Origin of the sequence: Geodermatophilus obscurus (assembly GCF_900115395.1) — a bacterium.
Taxonomy (GTDB): domain Bacteria; phylum Actinomycetota; class Actinomycetes; order Mycobacteriales; family Geodermatophilaceae; genus Geodermatophilus; species Geodermatophilus obscurus_B.
This window is the reverse complement of record NZ_FOWE01000013.1, coordinates 1-23,661: the sequence shown is the minus strand read 5'-3', so window position 1 is coordinate 23,661 and position 23,661 is coordinate 1. Positions and strand designations below refer to the sequence as shown.

23 protein-coding genes, 8 pseudogenes and 1 other annotated feature are annotated in these 23,661 nt (G+C 68.4%); of the genes and pseudogenes, 18 read left to right on the top strand and 13 right to left on the bottom strand.

What is annotated here, in order from left to right; all coding sequences use genetic code 11:
* Nucleotides 1–798: 798 nt before the first annotated feature.
* From BM165_RS22225 to BM165_RS23980, 4 genes are all read right to left on the bottom strand, one after another.
* Nucleotides 799–2,463: an esterase/lipase family protein gene (locus BM165_RS22225; protein WP_143108290.1), complete on the bottom strand. Its 1,665-nt coding sequence runs from the start codon at nucleotides 2,461–2,463 to the stop codon at nucleotides 799–801.
* A gap of 341 nt (nucleotides 2,464–2,804) precedes the next feature.
* Nucleotides 2,805–3,308 carry a transposase family protein gene (locus BM165_RS22220; protein WP_280140750.1) on the bottom strand — a complete coding sequence of 168 codons (504 nt, stop codon included), beginning with the start codon at nucleotides 3,306–3,308 and terminating at the stop codon, nucleotides 2,805–2,807.
* Between the two features lie 63 nt (nucleotides 3,309–3,371).
* A complete protein-coding gene (locus BM165_RS22215; RefSeq protein ID WP_075015732.1) occupies nucleotides 3,372–4,616 on the bottom strand; it encodes a polysaccharide deacetylase family protein in 1,245 nt (414 codons plus the stop codon).
* Nucleotides 4,617–5,232: 616 nt separating this feature from the next.
* Nucleotides 5,233–6,044, bottom strand: a protein-coding gene (locus tag BM165_RS23980; RefSeq protein WP_432276825.1) for an IS5 family transposase whose coding sequence is annotated in 2 segments (ribosomal slippage) — nucleotides 5,233–5,696 and nucleotides 5,696–6,044 — 813 coding nt in all. Because the reading frame shifts where the segments join, the coding sequence is not laid out codon by codon here.
* A gap of 153 nt (nucleotides 6,045–6,197) precedes the next feature.
* On the opposite strand from BM165_RS23980, the gene BM165_RS22200 reads away from it, so the two are divergent.
* Both BM165_RS22200 and BM165_RS22195 read left to right on the top strand, forming a co-directional pair.
* On the top strand, nucleotides 6,198–6,728 hold the full coding sequence (locus BM165_RS22200) for a hypothetical protein (RefSeq protein ID WP_075015729.1): 531 nt from the start codon (nucleotides 6,198–6,200) through the stop codon (nucleotides 6,726–6,728).
* Between the two features lie 61 nt (nucleotides 6,729–6,789).
* Nucleotides 6,790–7,041 (top strand): hypothetical protein, encoded by a 252-nt coding sequence (locus BM165_RS22195; protein WP_075015728.1) that lies wholly within the window; start codon nucleotides 6,790–6,792, stop codon nucleotides 7,039–7,041.
* Nucleotides 7,042–7,175: 134 nt separating this feature from the next.
* Here the strand turns inward: BM165_RS22195 and BM165_RS22190 are convergent, their stop codons facing one another.
* Nucleotides 7,176–7,949: a hypothetical protein gene (locus BM165_RS22190; RefSeq protein ID WP_143108288.1), complete on the bottom strand. Its 774-nt coding sequence runs from the start codon at nucleotides 7,947–7,949 to the stop codon at nucleotides 7,176–7,178.
* Nucleotides 7,950–8,817: 868 nt separating this feature from the next.
* On the opposite strand from BM165_RS22190, the pseudogene BM165_RS22180 reads away from it, so the two are divergent.
* The 3 genes and pseudogenes from BM165_RS22180 to BM165_RS25860 form a co-directional block, all read left to right on the top strand.
* A pseudogene (locus BM165_RS22180) lies at nucleotides 8,818–9,105 on the top strand (transposase); the annotation flags it as partial.
* 909 nt (nucleotides 9,106–10,014) lie between these two features.
* Complete coding sequence (locus BM165_RS26240) at nucleotides 10,015–10,935, top strand: class F sortase (RefSeq protein WP_348271798.1); 921 nt, start codon at nucleotides 10,015–10,017, stop codon at nucleotides 10,933–10,935.
* A 196-nt stretch (nucleotides 10,936–11,131) separates the two neighbouring features.
* Nucleotides 11,132–11,247: pseudogene (locus BM165_RS25860) on the top strand (IS30 family transposase); the annotation flags it as partial.
* Between the two features lie 16 nt (nucleotides 11,248–11,263).
* On the opposite strand, the pseudogene BM165_RS25855 reads toward BM165_RS25860, so the two are convergent.
* Nucleotides 11,264–12,238 (bottom strand): annotated as a pseudogene (locus tag BM165_RS25855) (IS3 family transposase); the annotation flags it as partial.
* Nucleotides 11,816–11,927: a sequence feature (AL1L pseudoknot), on the bottom strand. (Overlaps the previous pseudogene by 112 nt.)
* 136 nt (nucleotides 12,239–12,374) lie before the next feature.
* Here BM165_RS25855 and BM165_RS26170 point away from each other — a divergent pair.
* Complete coding sequence (locus BM165_RS26170; RefSeq protein ID WP_280140747.1) at nucleotides 12,375–12,500, top strand: hypothetical protein; 126 nt, start codon at nucleotides 12,375–12,377, stop codon at nucleotides 12,498–12,500.
* A gap of 6 nt (nucleotides 12,501–12,506) precedes the next feature.
* Nucleotides 12,507–12,959 (top strand): mycothiol transferase, encoded by a 453-nt coding sequence (locus BM165_RS22155; RefSeq protein ID WP_208976840.1) that lies wholly within the window; start codon nucleotides 12,507–12,509, stop codon nucleotides 12,957–12,959.
* A 127-nt stretch (nucleotides 12,960–13,086) separates the two neighbouring features.
* On the opposite strand, the gene BM165_RS22150 is transcribed toward BM165_RS22155, so the two are convergent.
* Both BM165_RS22150 and BM165_RS22145 read right to left on the bottom strand, forming a co-directional pair.
* Complete coding sequence (locus tag BM165_RS22150) at nucleotides 13,087–13,584, bottom strand: hypothetical protein (protein WP_143108286.1); 498 nt, start codon at nucleotides 13,582–13,584, stop codon at nucleotides 13,087–13,089.
* A gap of 80 nt (nucleotides 13,585–13,664) precedes the next feature.
* Complete coding sequence (locus tag BM165_RS22145) at nucleotides 13,665–14,363, bottom strand: hypothetical protein (RefSeq protein ID WP_143108285.1); 699 nt, start codon at nucleotides 14,361–14,363, stop codon at nucleotides 13,665–13,667.
* A 523-nt stretch (nucleotides 14,364–14,886) separates the two neighbouring features.
* Between BM165_RS22145 and BM165_RS22140 the strand changes: the two are divergent.
* Together BM165_RS22140 and BM165_RS24495 are read left to right on the top strand one after the other, a co-directional pair.
* A pseudogene (locus BM165_RS22140) lies at nucleotides 14,887–15,065 on the top strand (IS5/IS1182 family transposase); the annotation flags it as partial.
* Nucleotides 15,066–15,255: 190 nt separating this feature from the next.
* Nucleotides 15,256–15,383, top strand: a pseudogene (locus tag BM165_RS24495) (integrase core domain-containing protein); the annotation flags it as partial.
* 14 nt (nucleotides 15,384–15,397) lie between these two features.
* On the opposite strand, the gene BM165_RS24490 reads toward BM165_RS24495, so the two are convergent.
* A complete protein-coding gene (locus BM165_RS24490) occupies nucleotides 15,398–15,994 on the bottom strand; it encodes a hypothetical protein (protein ID WP_143108284.1) in 597 nt (198 codons plus the stop codon).
* A 24-nt stretch (nucleotides 15,995–16,018) separates the two neighbouring features.
* Here BM165_RS24490 and BM165_RS22135 point away from each other — a divergent pair.
* Nucleotides 16,019–16,703: pseudogene (locus tag BM165_RS22135) on the top strand (integrase core domain-containing protein); the annotation flags it as partial.
* A 45-nt stretch (nucleotides 16,704–16,748) separates the two neighbouring features.
* The gene (locus BM165_RS22130) at nucleotides 16,749–17,264 is read left to right on the top strand and encodes a hypothetical protein (RefSeq protein ID WP_075015720.1); all 516 of its coding nucleotides are present in this window, start codon (nucleotides 16,749–16,751) and stop codon (nucleotides 17,262–17,264) included.
* 19 nt (nucleotides 17,265–17,283) lie between these two features.
* On the opposite strand, the gene BM165_RS22125 is transcribed toward BM165_RS22130, so the two are convergent.
* Nucleotides 17,284–18,021, bottom strand: a complete 738-nt coding sequence (locus BM165_RS22125; RefSeq protein ID WP_075015719.1) for a hypothetical protein — start codon at nucleotides 18,019–18,021, stop codon at nucleotides 17,284–17,286.
* A 258-nt stretch (nucleotides 18,022–18,279) separates the two neighbouring features.
* On the opposite strand from BM165_RS22125, the gene BM165_RS25000 reads away from it, so the two are divergent.
* From BM165_RS25000 to BM165_RS22115, 3 genes are all read left to right on the top strand, one after another.
* Nucleotides 18,280–18,456, top strand: coding sequence for a hypothetical protein (locus tag BM165_RS25000; protein ID WP_177225284.1), 177 nt, complete (start codon nucleotides 18,280–18,282; stop codon nucleotides 18,454–18,456).
* A 137-nt stretch (nucleotides 18,457–18,593) separates the two neighbouring features.
* A complete protein-coding gene (locus BM165_RS22120; RefSeq protein WP_177225283.1) occupies nucleotides 18,594–18,986 on the top strand; it encodes a hypothetical protein in 393 nt (130 codons plus the stop codon).
* A gap of 44 nt (nucleotides 18,987–19,030) precedes the next feature.
* Entirely contained in the window at nucleotides 19,031–19,372 is a 342-nt protein-coding gene (locus BM165_RS22115) for a hypothetical protein (RefSeq protein ID WP_143108282.1), read from the top strand.
* Between the two features lie 379 nt (nucleotides 19,373–19,751).
* Here BM165_RS22115 and BM165_RS26370 read toward each other — a convergent pair.
* Nucleotides 19,752–19,880: pseudogene (locus tag BM165_RS26370) on the bottom strand (IS701 family transposase); the annotation flags it as partial.
* Nucleotides 19,881–20,018: 138 nt separating this feature from the next.
* Here BM165_RS26370 and BM165_RS24475 point away from each other — a divergent pair.
* Genes BM165_RS24475 through BM165_RS22100 form a run of 3 tightly spaced genes read left to right on the top strand, consistent with a single transcriptional unit; the run spans nucleotide 20,019 to nucleotide 21,641 of the window.
* Nucleotides 20,019–20,240: a hypothetical protein gene (locus BM165_RS24475; RefSeq protein ID WP_143108281.1), complete on the top strand. Its 222-nt coding sequence runs from the start codon at nucleotides 20,019–20,021 to the stop codon at nucleotides 20,238–20,240.
* Between the two features lie 18 nt (nucleotides 20,241–20,258).
* Nucleotides 20,259–20,699, top strand: coding sequence for a nucleotide pyrophosphohydrolase (locus tag BM165_RS22105; RefSeq protein WP_208976838.1), 441 nt, complete (start codon nucleotides 20,259–20,261; stop codon nucleotides 20,697–20,699).
* A gap of 3 nt (nucleotides 20,700–20,702) precedes the next feature.
* Nucleotides 20,703–21,641 (top strand): HNH endonuclease signature motif containing protein, encoded by a 939-nt coding sequence (locus BM165_RS22100; RefSeq protein WP_075015716.1) that lies wholly within the window; start codon nucleotides 20,703–20,705, stop codon nucleotides 21,639–21,641.
* A 190-nt stretch (nucleotides 21,642–21,831) separates the two neighbouring features.
* Here the strand turns inward: BM165_RS22100 and BM165_RS26365 are convergent.
* Nucleotides 21,832–22,933, bottom strand: a pseudogene (locus BM165_RS26365) (IS630 family transposase).
* Between the two features lie 77 nt (nucleotides 22,934–23,010).
* Between BM165_RS26365 and BM165_RS22090 the strand changes: the two are divergent.
* Nucleotides 23,011–23,511 (top strand): hypothetical protein, encoded by a 501-nt coding sequence (locus BM165_RS22090; RefSeq protein WP_075015715.1) that lies wholly within the window; start codon nucleotides 23,011–23,013, stop codon nucleotides 23,509–23,511.
* On the opposite strand, the gene BM165_RS25280 is transcribed toward BM165_RS22090, so the two are convergent.
* Nucleotides 23,449–23,661: tetratricopeptide repeat protein (locus BM165_RS25280; protein ID WP_208976835.1), on the bottom strand; the 213-nt coding region annotated here is incomplete at its 5' end. The genes BM165_RS22090 and BM165_RS25280 overlap by 63 nt on opposite strands.

The window sequence follows — 23,661 nt, the reverse complement described above, 5'->3', positions numbered from 1 at the left end:
GATGATCGGCTGCCTCCGGTCGGTTTGCCCAACGGGTCGCAGTGCCGCCAGGCCGACGCGCCTGGCGGCAGCTACCGACAGTCCTGCGGCCGCACGGCAGACCTCGCCTGTGCTGAAACCGTGAGACATCTCAGGTCCTTCGAGTGGTCGAGGCTCGTGGTGGAGGGCGAGCATGGCGACTGCTTCTGTGCGCGCCGACAGGAAGCCTGATCCCAAGGCGTCACCGTGGCGTCACTGGCTCGTGAGCAGCCGCGCCCCCGTGCGATGCCCGCTGACGGGACACCGCTCAGGCAAGCATCCGGCCCGCTGAAGTCGACGCCGACGTGACCGGAGCCGGACCCGACACAGATCACGCGACAGTGCGTACGGCCTGCCGCCGGCGGTGCTTGGAAATCACCCGACCACGACATGTCACGAAAGGCCTGAACAGCCACCATCCGTGCGGCCCAGCAACGCGAGATGTGAAGCATCCTGGTGACGCGGGGAGAAAGTGCGGCGGCGCACTGAGCACGCGGAAGCCTTCGTGAGCACATCCGATCGAGCCGGTTTCCCTGCAGCCGCCTCCACTAACCCGCAACCTCGGGGAACTCGTTCGGGCCACCGGCACGCCGACCCGGCAGCGCGCGGAGAACCCCCCGACCGTCAGGGTCGGTCCGAGCGACTGTCAACTCCGCCGCGGCTGCTGCGCGAACAGCAGGGACGCCGGGTGCTGCAGCCCGCTGGGCAAGCCCTCAGAGCTGACCGGCGCCCATGGGACTCGGTTGCTCCCGGGAAACCGCGACGCAGGGTCGTGAGTACTCAGGACCGGCCGGTGACGGTGAGGACGACCGCGGCGTCCGGACCGAGGATCGGCTGGGCCGTGTCCGGTACCGGGATGCGCCCATGCCAGCGCCCCGGCGTGGGGTCGAGGTCGGCCAGCGGCGGACCGTCCGGCTGCCAGTCCCGGAGAGCACCGGGGATGACCGAGTTCCACATGACCCACGCCCGCGGCGCCGCCGCCCCGTCACCCGGCGCGATGTCGACGACCAGGGTGTCCTCCCAGTCCGCCGTCTGCTCCAAGTGCTCGAGAAAGCCGAAGACGCCGCCCTGCTCCCTGATCGAGATGAGCCGCAGGCGCAGCGCATGGCGCAACCGCGGCACCTCGATCGCAGTTCCCTGCTCGACAGGCCGCGGTGCGGCGCTGCTCAGGAAGGTGGTCACCAGCGGCACCGGGGTATCCGCGGTGTCCTTATCCCGGCGCCACTCGACCTGGACCGGGCAGTGATGGGCCGCGGTCTGCTCGTGCATGAGGATCGGCAGCCCGCGGATGGACATCTGCGTCTCCAGTTGCCAGATGAGCTCGTCGTCCTTCTCGCCGCGGACCCGCAGCCCGCCGAGCTCCGCGATCACCTCCAGGTCGCCGAATAGAAAGCGCCGCAGGTTTTGATAGCCCTCCTCGGAGTTGACCATCCCGTACCGCCCGCTGTGGCTGCGGTACACGAAGGCCCGGCGGGCCCCGGGGACGTAGGCGTTGTCGATCTGGACCAGGCCGTCGCTGCGTGCGCCCACGGCCTTGGCAGACAACCCCCGGGCGACGTCGTAGTCCTCGGGGTTGGTCCCCACGAGGCAGAAGACGCGGTCAAGCGGGAACACCCCGTCCGGGATCTCGGCAGGCCGCCAGCCTGCCGGCGGCTCGTCGGACCGCCGCGCCGAGCGAGGGGTGAGGTACTGGTACATCCGCTCGGGGCCGAAGATGCCGGCTCCGTTGACGTCGAAGAAGTCGCGCAGTCCCTCCACAAGGCCACCGCCAACGGCGAACTCGATGCCGCCGTGCGGGGTGCCATAGGTGAACAGGCACGCCACGAGATCCTCGGCGCGTTCCCCGCGATCAGGGATAACCCGCTGGATCAGCGACCGGCAGACCAGCCCGCCCATCGAGTGCGCGACCAGATGGACCCGCGGCGCGCCGGTCTTGCGCCGGATCAGCTGCACCAGCTCGTAGAGGTCCTCGGCGGCCTTCTCGATCAAGAAGTCCTCGGGGTTGCGGCCTAGGGTCGACGCGGACACGTCATAGAATCGATGCACCCAGATGGTGGCCTGCGGCACCTTCCCGTCCGGCTGTGCGGCGAGGTAGACCTGCTGGCTGCCCTCGACGATGAGCCGGTACCCGTCATCTCCGATCAGCCGTAGCAGCGGGCTCTCGAACTGGTAGAAGACGGGATCCGTGCTGTTCCCCACCCGGACATGCACCGAGCCCTCGTTGAAGCCGTACAGCGGGTCGTCGACCGCTCGATCGATCCCCGATGTCCCGCCGGCGTACCCCCGGACATAGATGATGGGCAGCTTCCTGACCGGGTCCCACTCCGGCGCGGGTGGTCGAGCGCCATGGAGGAGGGGTTGCTCCTCGATGAGCCGGACACGTGACGGTTCAGCGAGCTTGAGCTTCCGACCGAACAGGCGCCGGAACGGGTGGATACCAGGCATGCCCTTCTCCTGTAGATGCGTTGGGTCGAGACGGCGTTCAACGCGGCGGCAACGAAGCCATCGATCCCGATGATCGGGGCGCCCGGACTCCCCTCCAGCGTGATCGACCGATGCCCGTCGGCGCTGGTGGCAGCCACTGTCGACGGTCGTACGTGCAGTCGTAGTCGCCGCCCGTCACCGCTGCGTCACCGATACGCGTATGGGCCTCGCGACCCGTCCGGCAAGGTTCCGTGTCCGCGCGGTGGCGACAGGACGGTGAGCCCGACGGACAGTCAGCGGGTCCAACGACCTCGTGCATGGTTAGCGGCGGGCCGTCGTCGATCTGTCCAGGACCAGGTCGATCACGCGGCGGTGCCGGCCGGGAGAGCTCTTGGCGGGTGGTGAACCAGTTCGGGTCGTAGGGCCCATTCCTGGCTGGAAACCAGTCCGGCGACCGCGGGCAGGATTGTGTCCAGGTGGTCGCGTCGGCCGAGGTGTCGGGACAGGGCTTGCCAGTTCTTGAGGTGGCCGATGCCGTGCTCGACGCGGATCCGCTTGGACGCATGAGCCCGCCGTTCGGCCTCGTGCGCCGCGGCGACGGCGGGAAAGACCGGAATTGGGTCCTTGCGCCGGGCCGGCCGCGGCGTGACGACCGCGCCGGCGGTCTGGGTGCTCAGCCCCTGATACCCGGCGTCAGCCAGCAGGGTGACGCCGGGGATGAGGGCCAGCCGTTCGACCAGGCCGGCCTGGCGCACCTGGGTCAGATCATGAATAGAGCCGGAGCGGGTCTGTCCGCAGCACAGCAGCCGCCCGGCCGGGTCGGTGATCACCAGGGCGTCGACGGTGGTGGCGCGGGGCCCTGCCAGAACGGCACTGCCCGGACTCAGCTCGAACTCCTGGAGCGAGCTGGGGGACGAGCCCGGACGGGATCAGGCCAGGAAGGACTCCCAGCCGGCGGCCGGGGGCGTGCCCACCGGCAGGGTGCGGAGCCGGTCGAGAACGGCGGGGTCCTGCACGTCCAACCAGGCCACCAGCTGACGAAAGGACACCAGGTGCACCTCGGGCCGGCCGGCGATGGCCCGCAGCGCGTCCTCCACGGCGTCCATGTAGATCCCGCCGTTCCACTGCTCGAAGTGGTTGCCGACGAAGAACGGAGCACGGTTGGTGGTGTAGGCCCGCTCGAACCCGGCCAGATAGGCGTCGGTGGCCTGTTGTCGCCAGGTGCCGTACATCGCCGGGTCACCGGCCACGTCCCCTCGGGTCTGCCGGTACATGAGGTTGTAGTCCATGGCGAGCACGCTGGCGCCGACGCCGGGGTCGGTCGTCGGGAAAGGCACCGACGGCAGCGGAAAGTCCCACAGGTCGAGCTTCTTCCCGGGCCAGACCTGCCGGCCGCCCGGTGAGCTGGCGTCGTACCGCCACCCCAGCGCGGCGGCGGCGGGCAGCAGGCCGTCCTGGCCCTCGAGGCACGGGGTGCGGCCGCCGATCAGCTCGACGTCGTAGTCGAAGGGCAGCGGCGGCAGGTCGCTGCAGCCGGTGGTGGTCTTCCACGTCTGCACGAACCGCTTCGCCTGGGAGATCTCGCTGGCCCAGTCCTCCGGGGACCACAGCCGGACCCCGTGCTCGCCGCAGAAGTGACCGTTGAAGTGGGTGCCGATCTCGTCCCCGTCGAGCCAGGCCAGGCGGACCTCGGCCATCGTGTCCAGCACCTCCTGGGTCGACAGGAAGCCGATGTCGGAGGAGCCGACCGGATGCCGCGGCGGGGCGTAGCGCATCCGCTGCTCGGCCGGCAGCGCGTACACACCGCTCAGGAAGAAAGTCATCGACGCGCCCAGCTCCTGCGCCAGCGTCCGGAACCGGGGGAACTGGCCGGTGGACAGATTGGCCGCGCCGTCCCAGGAAAAGACCACGAATTGGGGCGGGCGCTCGCCGGGCCGCAGACGCCGCGGAACCGGCTGGTGAGGCTGTGGGCCGGTGTCGGCGGTCGATCCGTCGCCGATCAGCCGCACCTGCGGCGTCGGGACCGGAAGAGACGATGGAGCCGAGGAGGTGGTGGACGCGGGCGTGGTCGACACCGTCGCCGTGAACGAGCGGCCACCGACGCCGCAGCCGGCGGCGGCGAGCGTGGACGCCCCCGCCCAGCCCAGCAGCGCCCGTCGGCTCAGCTCCCGCACGCGTCGTCACAAGTTGCACCCATGCATCCCCCAGGCCCCGTGCCCGCGCCATCCATGCGCCGCCATCTATGCTGCCGCCATCCGTGCTGCAGTGGCCCCGTGACACGCCAGCGGCCCGTAGGGGCCACCGGAACCTCGCCCGGCCTCCCGCCACACCTCCGACCGAGCAGCGCCGTGGCCGTGGTCGTGGCCGCGGCTGCACCGTCCCGGGCGGCTGGGACGGTCAGCGACCGGCGATCAGCACCCCTCAGACCAGTCGCGCGGCGACGCGCGGAAGGCGGCGCCGAAGCGCTGGCTGCAGTGGCTGACGTCGGCGAATCACCACCAACGGGCGACGCCTCCGATGGTGACCCGAGCCGAGTCCGGAGAAGCAAGCCGCTGGCGCCCGGTGGAGGCGCCGATCGACGATCCACTGGGCTGATGTCCGGTCGTGGCCCCTGCTCCCCGACGTCGTGAAGGTGCCGGTGGAAATCGCGCGCCGCAGCGACGCGGACAACCGGGGAGGTCGCGGTCGCCAGGTGGGTGTGGTCGCCAGATGGATCTCGATGTGGGCACCCCGCCGGTTGTCGCCAATGGAGTTCGAAACCCAGAACAGGATCGTCGTGGCCTTAAGAACTCATTTCAGAACGACCGGTAGTTGTCGGTAGCAGATGAGGGCGCAGGCCAGCTGGAGTAGGCCGAGGTGGATGTCGGCGCGGCGCTCGTAGCGGGTGCGAAGCCGTTTGAAGGCGTGCAGCCAGGCGAAGCCGCGCTCGACCACCCAGCGCTGCTTGCCCAGGCCGGAGCCGTGGGCGACGCCGCGGCGAGCAATACGCGGTGTGATGCCGCGCTGGCGAAGCTGGCGGCGGTACTTGTCGTGGTCGTAGCCGCGATCGGCGAACAGCTCCCGCGGTCGCCGGCGGCGCCGGCCGCGCCGGCCGCGGATCGGCGGGATGGCATCGACCAGCGGAATGAGCTGGGTGACGTCGTTGCGGTTGCCGCCGGTGAGCGTGACCGCAAGCGGGATGCCACCGGCATCGCGAATCAGGTGGTGCTTGGAGCCGGGGCGGCCACGATCGACCGGCGAGGGGCCGACGTGGTCCCCCCTTTGAGCGCTCGCACGTGGCAGCCGTCGACCGCGCAGCGGTCCAGATCCAGGTCACCGAGCGCACGCAGCTGGGCCAGCAGCAGCTGGTGCAGCGCCGGCCAGACGCCGGCCTCGGTCCAGTCCCGCAGCCGCCGCCAGCAGGTCACCCCGGAGCAGCCGACCAGCGAGGTGGGCAGCTGGTTCCAGGTGATGCCGGTCTTGAGCACGAACACGATGCCGGCCAGTGCGGCCCGGTCATCGATCGGTCGCCGGCCCGGATGGCGGTAGCGGCGGGGCTTGGGCGGCGGGAGCAGTGGCGCGATCTGCTTCCACAGCCCGTCAGGCACGAGCTCCTCGATCACCCACCACAGCCTCGACAGGTCGGGCAGATTGCCGCGGCAGGCACGCCGAGCTCATCTTGAAACGATCTCTTAACCTGTACGGCGTCCGGAGGGACACCCCGGTGTGGCGCAACCTCCGACTGGTGGGGACCAGTACGCACCTATCCTGCTGTTGTGCAAGGCGCTCTCATGGGAAGTTGGCTTCCGCTGATCGGTGGTGCTGCCGCCGGCGCCTTCCTCACCCTCCTGGGCACGCTGTACAGCGGCTACCTCAGTCGCCGCCACGAGCACCGCCGATGGCTGCTAGACAAGCGCTTGCAGGCATACACGGAATTCCTCGCCGTCATGGCTGAGTGGGAAGTGCTGTATCGACGCGTCCGTTTGAAGCACATTGACGACTCAGACATGGCAGAGGTAAGGGATCTGTCGAAGCGACTCGCCGCGAGCGTTAGGGCCCTGCGCCTGCTCGCTCCGCAGAACATTAGTAACCGCGCTACGCGGACGGAGAGTGACGCACGAGTTCTTCTCGTCGCCGCCACGAAAGAGAGCGACGAGCGAGAGGGAGGCAAAGAGCGCCCCTTCCCAGACAAGTACCACGAACTCTGGGAGCATGTGGACGTCCTCATTAACACCCAGCAGCAAGACCTAGGTGCCGGCCAGCGGTCCCGAAGGAATCGCGGGATGCGCGGTCGCCTGGCGTGGTGAGGCTAGCGACACCCGTGCGCCTCGCTTCGCAACCCGCGGGAAGGACATCAGTGACCGAGCCATGCCCTTAGTCCGCCTTACCGATCAGGCTCGGTATGAGACCTATCGGGTGACGGCGACTGCGCCGTACGACGACCGTGAGCGGGCCGTGGCCGGCTCGCGCGGGCAGTTGCGTCTCATGGCCATCGCCGACAGCGCAACACCGGACTGGTCGACGATGACCATCGAGGGCCCGGTTGAGGTGACCGGGCTGCACGGCGCCACCTGGTACGAGTGGACCGCAACGGGCGAAGCGCGACGGAACGGATCCTGACGTCCTCAGTACGCACAGCGCCCCCTGGGAGTCGAATCGACGAACTCCCCGGGGGCGCTGGTACGAGGGACCACGGATTACGCAGGCGCTCAGCGACTACCTGCCGACTGCCCGCTGCCCTTGACCCCCTAGCGCTATGCGGCTGCTGCGGTCAGGTCCTTCAGCTTGCTCTCGGCCGCGGTCAAAGCGACCTGTGCCGTCTCGATGGGACCCACGAGGAGAGGGTCCGCCTCAACTCGGCTGAGCTCCGCCTGGGCCGCGTCGATGGCTGCGGTGTCGCTAACAGCGGTCGTCACCGCCTGCTCGGCACTCAGGATGAGGTCCGGCAGTCTGGCCTCGATGGCAGCGGCAGCCTTCCCCGCGTTCGTGATCTTCACCGCGAACTCGCGAGCCTTAGTGTTGTCTTCCTGAGAGCATTCGATCACCGACGCGACGTCGGGGTTCTCGATGCTGAGGTAGACCGCACCCGTCTTCTTCTTCGCAGCCAGGGCAAAGACTCCGATAGTGACCAGCCGGGTGGCGGTGATGCGGCTGGAGACCTGCGCGTCGACGGAAGCCACCGTGCCGCCAACGTGACCCGAGCCGTGCGGAGTCTCGATCCAACGCTCATACAGGCGGATGCCTTGGTAAGACCCAAGGGCGCGACCCTTGGGGTCCCTCAGTTGCCTGAGGTGGCTCTCACGCTGTGCAACATCAATCGAGTGCGCCCTAGTGGCGCGCTCGAGATCCCGCGTTACGTTCGCGAGCGCCTGCGTATGGGCCTTCGTGGCTTCCTTAAGCGCCTTCTTCTGCCTGCTCACTTCCTTACGAGCAAGAGAGACCGCCGGATCGGCGGAGCGACTGCGTGCCCAAAAGAAAGCGCCCATCCCTACAGCAACGACCGCTATGACGACCAGTGCGACGAGCATGAAGCCTCCCCGTTTGAAGCCCCACGTGGGGCTTAGGTCCGTGGAGGCTAAGCACAAGGGAGCCTGACAAGTCGGACCTTGGGGCGTCCGTGGGAACCGTTGTCCCTTCGGTCCCAACCGGAACCTCAGCACCGTCGCTTCGGCGCCCCGACGGCGGCACTGGCCTACTCGGCCGGGCGCATTTGCTCCGTCTGCGTCGGCGAGCCTAGGCGGTGGCCCCGAAGCCAGTGCGGGCTGCTAAATCAAGCTGTCGATGCCCGAATGGGACGCCTCACACCATGCGCGCCGCGTCTCACGCTCCACTCGCAACCGCTCAAGAGGATTGCCGAGCACATCGCCGTGCACGGCCGACCACATGCGGCGCGCCTCGATCCACTCGGACACCGACCGCCACTCGCCGGGCACGAATCGCTGCAGACGCAACGGTGCGTCCACCACCACTGGCTCCGGCCGCCGCCTCACCGAGCACCCACCCGGGTGTCCCCGTCACCCTCGACAGGCGGGAGACCGCTCGGGAGGCGTCCGGTACCTCCCCGGTGGCTGACTGTGGGCCTGTACCCGTCTCGCCCACCACTCAGGACCCCGGGTTGGAGCCTTTTCCTTTGCCTCAACGAGGACCGGCGGCAGTTCGAGGCTGTGCAGTGCCAGCCGCTCGCGAGCGAATAGGCCGGGGTCACCTGGGGCTCCATCGCAGCGGCCTGGACGACGCTCGCCGTGGGCGGGCGAGCACCACGAAGCCGACGAGCGCGACCACCGCGACGAGCGCCTGCAGACGGCGGTCGGCCGCCCGTCGGCGCAGCGGAGCCAGGACCCCCGCGAGGACGATTGAGCCGTTGGCCCCGGAGACCGTCGGCTAGCCAGGTGCTAGCTGATCGACCGCGAGCTTTACCTGCCGCGGGCCTGGACGGATGACCGCGAGCGGGCCCGCGCCGCCGGCATCGGCGACGAGGTGGAGTTCGCGACCAAGCCGGAGCTGGCCTGCCGCATCCTCACCCGCGCCCTCGACGCCGGGGTACCGGCCGGCTGGCTGACCGCCGATGAGATCTACGGCTAGGACAAGCGGCTGCGGGTCTGGTGCGAGCAGCGCGGCCTGCCGTATGTGCTGGCCACCCGCTCGAATGACACCGTCGCGACCGTCGACTGGCGGCAGCGGCGGGTCCGCGCGCTGGCTCATGGCCGTCGCCGAGGACGCGACACTGGACTGGTCAACGAGGACCGTCGAGGGTCCCGTCGAGGTGACCGGGGTGCACGGGGCCACCTGGTACGAGTGGACGGCGACCGTGGAGGTGCGGCGGAGCCCAACCTCCCCCACGGCGCAGCGACCCTTCTGAGAACCGCTAGATCAACTTCTCGAGGGATTGCTGGTGTGGGGGCTAGGCACCCGCCTGCAGTCGTTTGTCGCGACCACCGCCGGTGCTTCCAAGCGGCCCGCTCAGGGATTCTCCTCCGGCAGTCGCAGCCGTCGAGCGCGAAAGCGGAGGCCGCCGGGGCCTGCGTACGGAGTGCCGTATGCGCGATGCTCCGGTCGCCCGATGGGTGGTGTTGCGGTCCCCGGGACGCATGGGACCCAAGTGAGGACGACAGGCGAAGGTTGCCCATGGCTGGTCTGAGGATCGGCATGATCGATCACCATACAATCTGTATCGGAACGGCTTCGTTGTGTGAGGGTGAGGGCCGCCTCACCCACAGATTTCTGGAGTCCGAATCATGCGTCGTCGTACCACCGCCGCTGTTGGTGTCCTGTTCACCGCAGCCCTGTCCTTCGGCTTCTCCGGCACGGCCCAGGCCGCCGATCGGGACTGCCCCGACTTCCCCAGCCAGGCCGCGGCTCAGGCTGCCTACGACGCAGTTCCTGGCGACCCGGAGCGCCTTGATGGCGACGATGACGGCTTGGCGTGTGAGGACTACGCGTACGCGCCGGCCTCGTCCACCACGGACACGACGTCCACGCCCCAGGTGGGGACTCGACCCGCCGGCGCGGTTGCAGCTGGGGACGGAAGCTCGTCCAGCGACGAGGCCAGCGCGCTTCCCTACGTCCTGGGCGGCGTCGCCCTGACCGCGGCCGGTGGGGCTGCGATTGCTGCCCGGCGCAGCTCCCGCGCGACCGTCTAACCGTCCAGACGTGCACCACCGCGCACGCACCACCCGGCCCGGCCCATCAGGGACCGGGGCGGGTGGCGCGGTGCGCATCGTCGGGGCGTACCCCCCGCCGCTCCCTTCAGCGTGGGCGACAGACACCGACGCCGAGCTCGAGGCCCTGCTCACCCGGCCGCCCCGGGTCACCCGCTACGGACAGCCCAGTCGACGCGCTGTCCGGCGCGCCCGGCCACCCGCCGCCCGAATCTGGGCGGGCACCTCGGCGGTGCTCGCCGCCGCGGGGATCGCCGCGGTCGTCGTCCTGCCCCAGGACACGAGTGGAGCTGTCCGGCTCGACGTTCCCCTCGCCGTGGTAGCACCGCCGGTCACTACGACTGTGCCCCCGTCCGCGCCTCCTGCCGAATCAGTCAGTCCGGCGGCCAGCGCACGGCAACTGCCGGCCAGTACTCCCACTCGGGTCCAGATACCGGCCCTTGGAGCCACTTCCCGGATCATGGAGCTTGGCTTGGAGCGGGACGGTTCGATGGAGGTTCCGCCGGGCGCATACCCGGTGGGTTGGTACGACGGCAGCCCCACACCCGGCCAGCTCGGGCCCGCCGTGCTCGCCGGCCATGTCGACTGGGAGGGCGAGCCGGGAGCCTTCTACGGGCTCCGGGAGCTGCGCCCCGGGGACACCGTCGTCGTCGACCGCGCCGATGGCACCGTCGCGACCTTCCGCGTCGACCGCGTCGAGGAGCACGCCAAGGACGACTTCCCGACCGAGGAGGTCTACGGCGACATCGACCACGCCGGGCTGCGGCTGATCACCTGCGGTGGAGCCTTCGACGAAGACGCGGGGGACTACCAGGCCAACGTCATCGTGTTCGCCAGCCTCGCAGCGGTCGGCTGACACTCAAGCACCTTCCCGCCGTCCGGCGCAGGACGGTCTACGTCCCGAGCAGTCAGTTGCTTGGACGATTAGCCTCGATGGGGCGAAGGATCCTTGCCGACCTAGGCATAGTCGTCTAGATCGTCATGGTGCTGGCGGTGCTTATCCCCCTGCTTGATCAGTTGAGCTGGTACTTCGAGGCCACCCGCTGACCCATCTCACCGCGGTCGCCACCGCGCTCAACAACCGGCCCCGCAAGACCCTCAGCTGGAAGACCCCCGCCGAAGCCCTCACGAGCACCTAATGTCGCTGCAACAGTCCGGTGTTGCGACGGCTGATCGAGTCCGCCCTGCACGCCGCGGTAGGAGTGGTGCACCAGGCCACGGACGTCCCGCTCGTCCCGGGCTCGGGTCCACAGGCCCTGCTCGAGGGCGTCGAGGGCGTCGAGGGCCAAGTCCGCCCGCAGCGAGGTGGAGGCCTGCCAGCCGACGATCCGCCGGGAGAACCTGTCCATCACGAAGGCGACGTAGACGAACCCCGACCAGGTGGCGACGTAGGTCAGGTCGGCCACCCACAGCCGATCGGGCGCGGGCGCGGTGAAGTTCCGGTCGACCAGATCACCGGGGCGGGCGGCGACCTCGGCCGGCACCGTGGTGCGCTTGACCTTCCCGCGCACCGCCCCGGCCAGACCCAGCTGGCGCATGAGCCGCTCGACCCGGCAGCGGGCGACCGGGATGCCTTCCCGGTTCAGCTGATGCCAGACCTTGCGGACGCCGTAGACGCCCAGGTTGGCCTCGTGCACCCGGGTGATCTCGGCCTTGAGCCGCTCGTCGCCGACGGCCCGCGCCGAGGGCGGCCGAGCGTGGGAGGCGTAGTAGGTGCTCGAAGGCGATCTTCGCGCCGGCGGCAGTGAGCGCGCGGCAGATCGGCTCGACCCCGAACTGCTCCCTGTGCTGGTCGATGTATGCGATCAGCGCCGATGTGGGCGGTCGAGCTCCGCCGCGAAGAAAGCCGACGCGGACTTGAGGATCTCGTTCGCCCGGCGCAGCTCCCTGTTCTCCCGTTCCAGCTCGGCGATCCGCTGCCGGTCATCGGTCGAGGTCCCCGGCCGCACCCCGCTGTCGATCTCGGCCTGGTTGACCCAGTTGCGCAGCGTCTCGGGATTGATCCCCAGTTGCTGGGCGACCCGGACGAGTGCGCCCTTGCGCTGCCCGGTCTCCTCGCGGACCTCGAACACCATTCGCACGGCCCGCTCACGCAGCTCGTCGGGGTACTTCTTCGGTGCTGGCACTGCTCCACCCTTCCGTGGGTTCAGTGCCTCCATCAATCCCGGGGCGGTTCACCCGCGCCACGCACGATCAGCACCGTGGCGTAGCCGGCCGATACCCGCTTCACCCCCAGGAGGCCGATCCTCGCCGAGCGGGGCTTGCCTGTCGTCCGTGCCGCTTACTGTCACCGCCGTGACGGACACGGACGTGCAGGGACAGGCGGGCCCCCCGCTGGCAGGCGACGAGGCCGCGACGCTGCTCGGCTCCCTGGAGCGCCAGCGCGCCACGCTGGCATGGAAGACCGGGGGCCTGGATTAGGCGGGCCTGCGCGCCACGGTCGGCGCGTCGTCGCTCACCCTGGGCGGGCTGCTGAAGCACCTGGCGTTCGTCGAGGCCCTGACGTTCTCCACCAAGTTCCTCGGCCGCAGTCCGGGCGCTCCCTGGGACACCGCCGACTGGGACGCCGACCCGGACTGGGTCTGGCACACAGCCGCTGAGGACTCGCCCCAACAACTTCGTGCGCTGTGGCAGGACGCGGTAGCTCGCTCTCGGGCTGTGGCCGCGGAGGCGCTGGCCGACGGCGATCTGGACCGGCTGGGCTCGGGCTGGCCCGATGGTCAGGTCGCCAGCCTGCGCCGTCTGCTCATCGACCTGATCGAGGAGTACGCGCGCCACGTCGGCCACGCCGACCTGATCCGCGAGTCGGTAGACGGCCTGGTCGGGGAGGACCCGCCGGTCGCACAGCCTCCTGCCGCAGTTTCAGCAGCGACCAGATGACGAACCGATGAAGCGGGCGCGGGCGTCGGTGCCCGCGGCGCCCGCGCACCGACCGGAGCCCGCTGCACGACGTCGCCGACCTGGCACGCGACCCCGCCGGCCGCTGCCGGGCGCAGGGTTCCTCCGCTCAGCTGCCGGGCGGTGACGCCCCCATCGACTTGACCAGCAGCAGCACCGCCGCAGCGGCGGCGAAGAGCACGGCAGCGGCCTGCACGCCGGCCAGCGCATCGCCGGACATCGGGATGAGCACCGCGTACCGGCCGATGGTCAGGGACCCAGCCAGCAGCGCGGCCACCAGGCTGCACAGCCCCGCAGCCAGCTCCAACCGGCCGTCCCGGTGGTGCAGCGCCCGCCACCGGAGGAACTCCCCGCGGGAGGCGACGAAGAGCTGCACGGAAGCGTCGTGTTCCACGCGGTGCTCCGTCGCGACGGTGACCTCATGCTCGTTGTCGCCCGGGTTGGTGTCCACGGGCCGCCCGACAAGGGGGGCACGACGATCGGCTACGACCGCCCGCACGTACGGCGGTCGGCCCGTGCTGTTCTCAGCCCGCGTCGCTCCGGAAATCTGCAGCAGCAGCGGGTGCACCTCGTCGCTGCTTCTTGCCTTCCAGTTGACGTCGGGCATCCATCTCTCCCCCACGGGCGGCGGTGGTGGTGACGATTGCCCCGGCGGCGGAGGCGTCGCGGACGTCGTCGGTGGCGTGCTCATCCCGCACCGCCGGACGCGGATGTGATCACGCGAAGACTTGCTGGGTCGCCATCACCGGCGTGCCGCGACGTGGCGAGCGCCACGCCGTACGCCCGGGCGACCGCCCCCAGCACGTCGGGCAGCTCCTCCGCCGGCGTCTCGGTGCCCACGAGCAGCGCGAGGGCAGCGGCGAGGAGACGCTGAGCCTCGGGACCCACGGCGGTCCAGAACTTCAGGTAGGGCCCGTGCTCGGGATGCGCTCTCGCAGCGGGATCCTTCGCGCGCGCGTCGACTTGCTTGTGCAGGTTGTCCGCCCGCGCCTCCAGCCACGTCTTGAAGGCCGGCCCGTAGTCGGGATGGTCCCGAACCCATTCTGTCAGGGTCATCGGCAGGTGAGGTGCTGCGGCTCCGCCCGCGGCCCGGCCCGCCACGGTGGCGAAGTCGGGCTCGGCGAGCCGCACCAGTTGCACGGCCACGCCGGTGACCGCCGGATCGCCGAGGCCGCCGGGGGCGGCTTTCTGCTGGGCCACCCACTCCCGGAAGGTCAGGCCCTGGGCTCCGGCGGCGGCCGCCTGGATCTGTGGCTCGCAGAAGATGCACAGGAAGGTTCCGCGCACGAGGCGGGCGCCGTGGTGGCCGCACGCGAACGCGGAGCAGTTGGCGCAGGTTCCCAGCGGTTCGCCGACGGCGCACAGCCCCATCGGCGTCCGGGGCACGCCCCGACAGCACATGTGACAGCGCATGACCGTGTGCCTTCCTTTCGGCTTTCCGAGGATCGGCCCGAGCACCTCTGCTCCGCTGCGGCGGCCCTCCGATCTGGGGCCGCGTCGGGCCGGAACAGGCGCGTCCTCACCGGCTGCGGTGCTCGGGTTGCGCCGTCGCCGTCGCCGTACCGGCTCCGCTGCGGCCCCGGATGCGGTGCCGCCACCCGCCGCCGCGCCGCGGAAGCCGGCAGAGGGGTGGTCGCGGTCCTCAGTCGGCGTGGGTTCGCTCGGCGGTTCCAGCACCCTCGCCCCCTGCCTGCGTGTCCCCCGCGGTCGCGCACCCGACCGGTCGCGCCGGATGGCGGCGCAAGGCGACGAAGACGCTAGGCGCCGACCGTCACCAGAGCGTCACGGCGGTCCGGGCGTCTGACCTTGCGCTCAAACCGGTCGGGACGTAGGCCGGACGGTGGTAGCGAACCCCTCCCGGCGGCGTGCTCGCCGCCCGGTCAGCGACGGCCGGGTCCGTGCCGCCTTTCCCGTGGCCGTCTCCGACGTACAGCCCGACTCGACCCACGACCTCACCGCCGCCCGGGCCACCGGCTTCCTCGGTGCCCTGCACGCCGCGCCCGCCCTGCTGGGCCTACCGCCCTGGCCGACAAGGGGTACGACGGCGCGGGCATCGGCATCCACACTCCGACCAAGGGCGGCAACCTCATCGTGTGGCTAACGATAGATGGAACCGAGATCCCCCACTTAATCTCTGGGTTAGCTGGTAGCGCGATTGGCGCAATCGTGGGGATCTTGTCCGGTGGTCCGGGGGCAGGAGACGGTCAGCGCCCCACAGAGACCCGGATGCCGGCGGACACCTGTCCAGCTGACTGTGCCCGGCGCCAACGTCAGCTGAACGGCGAAATCAGCCCGCCGAAAGGCCCTCCCGGCCTGGATTCACGAGTACAACCATCACCGGCCCACACCGCGATCGGAAATCGCCCACCCATCACCCGCTTGACCGACCTCCGGGCAGTACAACTAGCCGAGACCGGGAGTCAGCTCCCGGTCTCTTCTTGTCCCGCCCCTGAGTCGCTCGCCGACTTCGCCTGAGTCGATTGAGTGTTGACCTGCTCGTCCTTACCACATCGCTTAGCTAGTTGACGGATACCGATGATACTGCCACCCAACGCGACGACACTGGCCAGGAGTCCCTCGAGGGACGATAGGAAGGTCAGCATGTTAGTCCAGACCCGGCCTGCCCAGAATTCAAATGTGCCCTCAACATGTACCGCGATTTCTACGCGCTCGTTCTGAATCAGCAGCTCCCCGGTCGATGCGTCCAGAATTCTCAACACCAGCGATATTTTGTAGTCACCCGGCTTGTTCGGACGCAACTCCCAGGCCCGAGTCGGGCGGTCATCGAGACTGTCGATGAGCTGGTCAACTTCGGATATTGCGGCCACATCGCCCGGAAATAGGGGTGCTGCCAGCTTCAGGCTGGCCTTACCGCCTAGGAGCGCGTCAACTCGAGTTCGACTCGGTTGGGTCGACCGCAAGGTCTCATATTCGGCTTTCAACCGAGTCACCTCAGCGACGTTCCCGTCCTCGCGTGCGCGGGCTAGATCGACCATCATGGCGTCGAGTTCTTGCATGACGCGTTCTTCATCGGCGCCGAGCTCCGCGGGCCGGCCCGCACCGTCTCGCGGGTGCTGGTGCGCCGCGGGCAGCCCCCGGCTGGCCGCGCTGGACCCGATGACCGGGCAGCTGATCCGCGCCTCGAAGCACACCGCGGTCCGCTACGAGCGGTCCCGGCCCGGCGAGCTGGTGCACATGGACGTCAAGAAGCTGGCCCGCATTCCCGACGGCGGTGGCTGGCGGGCACACGGCCGCGCCGCCGGCAGCACCAGCCGCCGCCGCGACACCGTGGTGGGCTACGACTACGTCCACTCCGTCGTCGATGACCACTCCCGGCTGGCCTACTCCGAGATCCACTCCGATGAGAAAGGCGCCACCTGCGCAGCCTTCCTCGACCGCGCCGCCGCCTACTTCACCGGCCACGGCATCGACCGCATCGAGCGGGTCATGACCGACAACGCCTGGGCCTATCGCTGGTCACTCCGCGGGGTCATCACCGCACTCGGCGCCCGGCAGAAGTTCATCCGACCGCATTGCCCGTCGCAGAACGGCAAAGTCGAACGCCTCAACCGCACCCTGGCCACCGAATGGGCCTATCGCCAGGCCTTCAGCAGCAACGACCAGCGCGCCGCCGCCCTTGCTCCGTGGATCGAGCACTACAACACTCAACGCCGCCACAGCGCACTCGGTGGACGCCCTCCGATCAGCCGCCTGGCACCAACCTGATGGCCGGGTACAGCTAGCTCATGTCGATGCGGAACCATGTGCCCCATGGGCACCGAGGGCAACGACAGCGCTGGGGGCAAGCACATCCGCCGCGAGATCAATGACCCGATCGGGATTAGCGACAGCGTCCACACAGCCGTACGCCAAGGCGTTGACCTGGTCCTGGCGGCGGGCCTCGCGCCGGAGCAGCTGGCCGACTTCATAGCGTCCTTACGGGAGGCCGTCAGTCGAGGGACCCCAATCGAGGAGGTCCCTGCCGCCCAGTGGGTCCCGGGGTTGGAAGCATGGAAGCGAGACAACCCTGCACTATTCGTAGTGCTGGTGGGCGTGCTCGGTGCATTGCTCAGTGTTCTGGGAACGTGGTGGGTGGCGCAACAGGGGTCCGACGCAGCGCCGACACAAGTCGAAGTGAACGTCTATCAACCGGCGCCGCGGCCGACTGTCGAACAGATCGACGAACAGATCGACCGAGTCATCGAGGACAAGCTTCGCGAGTACCAACAAGAGCCACCCTCAAGCGAGCGGCTGAGGGGCGGGGTACCGCCATGGCTCAGTCCGTGAGCCTCCAGACCTGCGCCCACTACTTCCCTTCTGTACGGGGCACACTTGGCAGGCGGTCGATATGGGGGTAAACAGCGCGCCCGAAGCCAGTAACCACAGGGTGCTTGTCCTTATCCCATGACCTACCCTCAGCCGGAATGATTAGGTTCAACCTGCGGAGATGCCTTAGGCGCTCGTGCGCCTCGCTCTCCCGTTTGAAGCCTGGAATGAGGACCCCGACCGTATCCCTGCCGTTTGACGCATATATGTCCTTGAAGAGCTTTTTTGCTGGTTCGTCCAGCCCGTTGGCGGGGTCCGTAAGCTCCTTCGTTAGTTCATCGAGTGTGAGCCTCAAGTCGTCCCTGCCGAACTTCATCGAGACGCCAGAAGTGCCGACAGTGATGGACTCCACAGTCGCATCTCGCAGGACCCGTATCATGGCTTTGCCAAAGACGAGTAGCAGAATGAGAACTACGCCAGGCCATAGTGCGTCCCTGTAGAAGTCCTCGCTTCGATTGGTCATGAGAGTCGTGAGGTCGGCGATGAGACGCCCTAGGGGTGACGCGAGCTGCACTATGACAGCCACGAGAGCGAAGCCGGCGACGACCCACAGATAGATGCGAAGCACACGATGTCGGTCTTTCAGTGTTCTCAAGTGCTGCTTCACCTTGTCGCCAGCAAAGAGCCTGCTCAGTCGCTCTGGCACCGGCGCCAACAGGACAATCCCGGTGATCAGTACGAGTCCAATGAGGACCCAGATGACTGGCTCAATGGCCACAGATCAGTTTGACGCCTTGGTTCGCCTCTGTAAGCCATGATGCACAGGCCGAGACGCCCGACGGGCGTGGTACTGCAGTGCGCCACGCACTGAATACTGAGCGTGTCGGCACGGCGACGAGCGAGGTGCCACGCGGTAGAGGGTCAAGAGTTGAGCCAGTCATGCTTGGAGAGACCGGCCCAGCTCTCGCGCGTCCGCGGCATTTCCCAGGCTCGTTTTTGGCGGCAACAATCTTTCTCGCAGGCTACGCTCTGACCGATGGCGAAGCAGGGGGACTGGGAAATGAAGAAGTTGGTAGTCCTGCAGCAGCAGATGGGCGAGATGGCGGACGACGAAATTCACTTTGTTGCTGGGCGGGACACAGATGTGTTAAACCTCGAAGACGGCGACAAGTTCTTCACCGCCGAGTTCACGGTGGATCCCTTTACCGACTGATGCCACGCCCCCGCCCCGAAGAGGTCGGTCTGCAGCTCGATCGAATCGAGGACGCCGTCCCCCGTCTGCGCAGAGACGCAGGCCAGATGCTCCGCAAGTCGAGGCACCGCGCCCGCGACGGCTATCCCTCCAGCTCCATGGGTGGCTCCGGCGGCGGCTCAGACATCAGCCGGCCGACCGAGCGGACGGCCACCGCTCCCCCAGCCTTCGACCCAACCGGCGACAAGATTCGCCAGTTCTTCGAGGTCATCGCCAGCGTCAGCGCTGAGGTGCATCGCGCTGATACCCTCCGCGGCCAGGTCATGTTTCCTGAGGAGTCCAAGGGCATCCGCATCAACGAGACGCCCGTGTGCGTCAATCGAAACTGCGGTGTACCGCTGACCAACCCCGGCCCGTCAGGTCGTGGTATCGCCGGGCGCTGCAACCCCTGCTACGACTACCGCAACGGCCATGACGGCGAGGACCAGACCCGCGACCTGGTCGAGCGATACAACGCTCGACATGAGAAGCGGCGAGAGTACGTCAGCTAGCACCGGCGCCGAGGCCTGTCTCCGGGCAGAGAAGGAGCTTCTCGATGAGCCGTCGGGATCAAAAACGGTTTCTTGCAGACGTTTGGACAACTGTTCTAGCGAACCTTGTGGCGGCCTCCATAATTTGGCTAGCGGGGGTTGCGGTCGGCTTTGTGGAGAGTAGGTCCTCCGCCGTAATTGGGGTCACCGTGGCCGCGGCCATTAGTGTTACTTTCTCAGGCGTACCCTTCATTGCTCTAGCCGGCTTCGAGTACATCACCGCGGGCGGGGATGAGGCAAAGGTGACGTCTGCGAAGGGGCTCGCACTCCTCGCCGGCGGGGCGGTAGTCCTTGCTCTGGCAGTGGTACTTTTCGTGGCGCTTGTGAAGGTCTTTCGACCCCACTAGTCGTATTATCCGTGAGATGCTGCCTCGTTGAAGTGTGAGCAGGGCCGGCGCCGCTCTGGCGGAACCCAAAACCGAAACTAGGTGCTTGCAGCATGTTTGCGTTCATGCCTGATCTTTGCGATAGGTTTAGCGAATTGTGTTCGTCTTCGTTTCTCCCTCGCCGGTCGTTCGTTTACTCCACCAGACGTTTCCATGACCGGCCATCTCTCTTAGTACTGCAACGGCAGTTATGGCGGTGCGTGTCCGCGGGCTCGGTAGTGGGCGGCGCGGGCCTGGGTCTGGCGTCGTCGGCGCCACCAGGACCAGTCCGCGGTGTGGTCGAGGTCGGGTAATGGTGTGCGGATGAGGGTGTTGAGCAGGCGCCGGAGTTCGGGCACGGTCAGCGCGATGAGCTGCTCGGTTCCGGCTGCGGAGCCCCCTTTTCCGCGGTGGCGTGGGTGGCACTGAGGTAGGCGTGGGCGAGCATCGCCAGGGTGATGTGCCGATACCAGGCGGTGTAGTCCCGCACCAGCAACCAGCACAGCTACGAGGCCAAGCTCGCTGCCCTGGCCGCGACCATCACGACCATCCAGCCCGACGTGCAGGCCGTGCAGGAGGTCGGCAACCCCGACGCACTGATCTGAAGCTTGACGTGTACCGAGGAATCGTGGTCGACGGCGACAAGAATAAGGTGGCCCGGGAGCGCCACTCTGCCATTCGAGCCCTCTGGGCAGATCCCGCGTGGACAACCTTCGCGAAGACTGCACTACTGTTCCTCCTCGATCACGACGACACCTTTGCCTCCCGACTGCTCTCTGAGCGCAATATTCGCCACCCGCTTCGACTGCCGCGCGCGGTGCAGCATCCGAGAAGACGCCTGAGCAAATAGGCGGGCAGGAGTCGCAAGGTGCTTTCCGTGGTGACGGTCGAGGCGTCGCGCCGACACGAACCTGACTCTGGCGTGCCCTATACAGACCACGTGGACCACAATGACAGTCTCCGCACACTGGCCGACGAAGCGCGCGACTTCAGCGCAGCCCGGGACTGGGAGCAGTTCCACCAGCCGCGCAACCTGGTTCTTGCCCTTGTCGGTGAAGTGGGTGAGCTCGCGGCCGAGTTGCAGTGGGTCCCCGACTCCGACGTCGATGCGCATCTCGCAGCCGGCGACCGGCGGGCCGCCTTCGAGGACGAGCTGGCCGACGTCGTCATCTACACGCTGCGCCTTGCCGATGTCACGGACGTCGACCTTGCGTCTGCCGTCCGCCGGAAGCTGGCCCGGAACGCCGAGCGGTACCCGGAGACGCTGAGTCGGGGCAGGGCCGAGAAGCACGACAGATTGCGAGGCTGACCGGTGCGCTTGTTCCAGATGTCAACCCAGGGGCCTGAGGCCACCGAGAACGCTCGGTTCGCGCTCGACGCCCGCCGTTCGCTGGAGCCAGTTGCCGATCGCCTTCTCGCGGAACGCGTGCCGGCGGAACTGGTCGACGCCAGAGGGCACGTGTGGGGTTTCAAGGACCGCACCGTCTTCACCGGCAGGTCCCAGCCGCGACCAGGGGACGTGGCGCTGCGCGTGGAACCCGGCGCCGTGCTTCGGCGGCTCTACCGGGTGCTGGCCGTCTTCCCCGATGACCCGAAGATCGCCTATGCCATCAACGGCCGCCCGTGGATCGAGAATCCGCCGGGCGGCTTTCGCCATAGCGTGGTCTTCGAGCCCTTCGACGAGATCACCCCTCGGCCTTACCTCGACGCGATGCGTCAGTTCGACCCTCAATTCGAGCCGGGCTTCAACTACCGGGGGAAGTTCCTCGACGACCTCGGGCCGGCCGAGGCCGTGCTGGAGGCGCTGCTTGGTGCACCGCCTAGCGGACGCTTCCAGCCAGCTCCCGAGGTGTTCGACATCGACGACACCCGACGTCCTCGGCGGACCAGTCTTCGGCAGACACGAGGAAGCAACGCGATGTTTCGGGCAAGGGTCTTCCATGCCCAGCGCGACGCCCGTGGGCTGATCGCGTGCAGCGCCTGCGCCGTGGCCGACGAAGACGTCCTCGAGGCCGCGCACATCGTCGACGAGGGCTACGCCGCCGATGAGTGGTGGAACGGCCTGCCGCTGTGCCGCAACCACCACCGGCTCTTCGACCTCGGCAAGCTGGCGCTGCACCCAGACACTAGTGCATGGAGCTCCCGTGGGGGCAACTTGAACAGCGTCCTTGTCACCAAACCGAACATCCGCGGCCTGACGCGCCAGCCCAGCCGCCGCGCATTGATGTGGAAGTGGCGGGACACAAACTAATCCGCATTTTATCCACCCGAGCCCGCACAGTTCCATGGCCATGCGCAGATTGCAGTCTGCCTATGGACCTCGCACGCTCAGTTCGCGTCCATGCCCGGTCGATGCCGGGCTTCGGCCCAGACGCTTAATGGCGGGCGGTGTCCTCGCCCTCTCGGCCTATGTGCGGGCCAGGAGACCACGCAGGAGCCAACTAGTGCTCCGTATTTGACGTTGTTTGTGTCTTGCGGCGCCGCGGGTCGGTGGCCTTGGCGATGACGGTGTCGGGGTCCTTGGTCCAGGTGAACGGCCGGCAGCGGTCGTTCCAGGCGGCGATGAAGCGCTCGATCGCGGTGATGAGGTCGGCTACGGTGGGGAAGTTGCCGCGACGCAGCGCCTGGCGGGTGATGATTAAGAAGAACGCCTCGACCAGGTTCAGCCAGGACCCCGAGGTCGGCGTGAAGTGCAATTGGACCCGGGGATGGCGCTCGAGCCAGGCGCGCACCGCCGGATGCTTGTGCGTGGAGAGGTTGTCGACCACGACGTGCAGCTGCCGGTGCGGATAGGCGGCGGCGACCTGCTTGAAGAAGGCCAGGAACTCCTGGTGCCGGTGCCGCTCGGTGCAGGCCTCGGTGACCTTGCCGGTGGCCACCTCGAGTGCGCGAACAGCGTGGTGGTGCCGTGCCGGACGTAGTCAAAGCTCGCCGCTGCGGGATGTCCGGGGCGCACCGGCAGCGTGGGAGCGGTGCGCTCTCTGGATCTGCGGTTTCTCATCGACGCAGAGCACCACACAGCCCGACGATGTCGCGAATTTGGCTTCCAGCTGCATCCGCCGGAGAAGGCGGGGGGTCGGTGGAGAACTTGAACGTCTGCGCCCGCCACGGCTGCACGCCGAAGCGGTGCCAGATCCGGGCGATGGTGGCGTGCGAGATCGGTGTGCCCTCACCGGCCAGCGCCGTGGCCAGCAGCCGCGAGGACCAGTGCGTGGCGCCGTATCGCTCCGGCGGCTCGGTCAGCGTCAGCTCCAGCACCCGATCGCGCAGCTCCTCGGGTAGCTGCGCCGGCTTGCCCGGCCGGGGCAGGTCCTCCAGGCCGGCCAGGCCGCGTTCGGCGTAGCGGCCGCGCCAGGTCACCACCGTCGGCTCGGCGCAGCCGACCATCGCGGCTATCTGCTTGCCCGGCACGCGCTCGGCCGCCAGCAGCACGATCCGGGCGCGTTCAACCACCCGGGCGAGCGCCCCCTTGTCCCGGACCCGCCGCTGCAGCTCCCGCCGATCGGCGTCAGGCACCTCCACCACCCGCACGTGCGCGGCCATGACAAATGGTCACTCGACCCGCGGATCACATCAAGGACTACCGCGACGGAGCACTAGTACTGCAACGGCAGTTGTGCGTGTCGGTGCCGGGATCGACCCGCACCAGCCGCGCCGCCCAGCGGGTCGAGCGGCTGCTGGCCACCGTGCCCGTCACCGACGCGGCCAAGCTGCTGGCCCTCGACGTACGTCGACGCGCTGCGCGAAGCACTGCCCGCGCATCTGGCCGTGCAGCCACCAAGGCCGGCAGCGAGCGGCTAGCCGTCCAGCCGGTGCAGCAGTACGTCGACGAGGTCACCCTGCCGCTGGTCACCGGCACCGAGCAGAACGCCCTGCTGGCCCGCACCCCGTTGGCCGCAGGGCGGGCCCGGCTCGACGCCACCCTGCTCTACGTCGGCATCGGTCCCTCGCCGGCAACTCGACTGGCGCTGGCCTACGCCGAGAGCGACGGCAGCCGCGGGTCAACCCGCGCACCGGCCGCTTCAACGCAGACGCCGGCCGTCAGATATGACCACGGGCTACGACGGCGGCACGGCTGCCCGAGGGCCGTGGAAGCTGTTGCCCTGGCGCTCGTCACCTGACCGCCCGGTGTACAGCGCGGTGTTGTCGCGGGTCCCCAGCACGGCTGGGTGGTCGGGGCCGAGCACCCGCACCAGGTCGGGCAGCAGCTGCTCGAACAGCCGCAGCGCCCCAGCAGCATCCCCTACCTCGCCAGTCCAGACCGCGATGTT

Excerpts from the sequence above, each read along its gene's own strand:
- BM165_RS22195 (WP_075015728.1), top strand. The coding sequence starts at position 6,790 with ATGCCCTTAGTCCGCCTTACCGATCAGGCTCGGTATGAGACCTATCGG.
- BM165_RS22225 (WP_143108290.1), bottom strand. The coding sequence starts at position 2,463 with ATGCCTGGTATCCACCCGTTCCGGCGCCTGTTCGGTCGGAAGCTCAAG.
- BM165_RS25000 (WP_177225284.1), top strand. The coding sequence starts at position 18,280 with ATGGCGAAGCAGGGGGACTGGGAAATGAAGAAGTTGGTAGTCCTGCAG.
- BM165_RS22130 (WP_075015720.1), top strand. The coding sequence starts at position 16,749 with ATGGGCACCGAGGGCAACGACAGCGCTGGGGGCAAGCACATCCGCCGC.
- BM165_RS22150 (WP_143108286.1), bottom strand. The coding sequence starts at position 13,584 with ATGCCCGACGTCAACTGGAAGGCAAGAAGCAGCGACGAGGTGCACCCG.
- BM165_RS22120 (WP_177225283.1), top strand. The coding sequence starts at position 18,594 with ATGGGTGGCTCCGGCGGCGGCTCAGACATCAGCCGGCCGACCGAGCGG.
- BM165_RS22115 (WP_143108282.1), top strand. The coding sequence starts at position 19,031 with ATGAGCCGTCGGGATCAAAAACGGTTTCTTGCAGACGTTTGGACAACT.
- BM165_RS22190 (WP_143108288.1), bottom strand. The coding sequence starts at position 7,949 with ATGCTCGTCGCACTGGTCGTCATAGCGGTCGTTGCTGTAGGGATGGGC.
- BM165_RS24490 (WP_143108284.1), bottom strand. The coding sequence starts at position 15,994 with ATGCAAGAACTCGACGCCATGATGGTCGATCTAGCCCGCGCACGCGAG.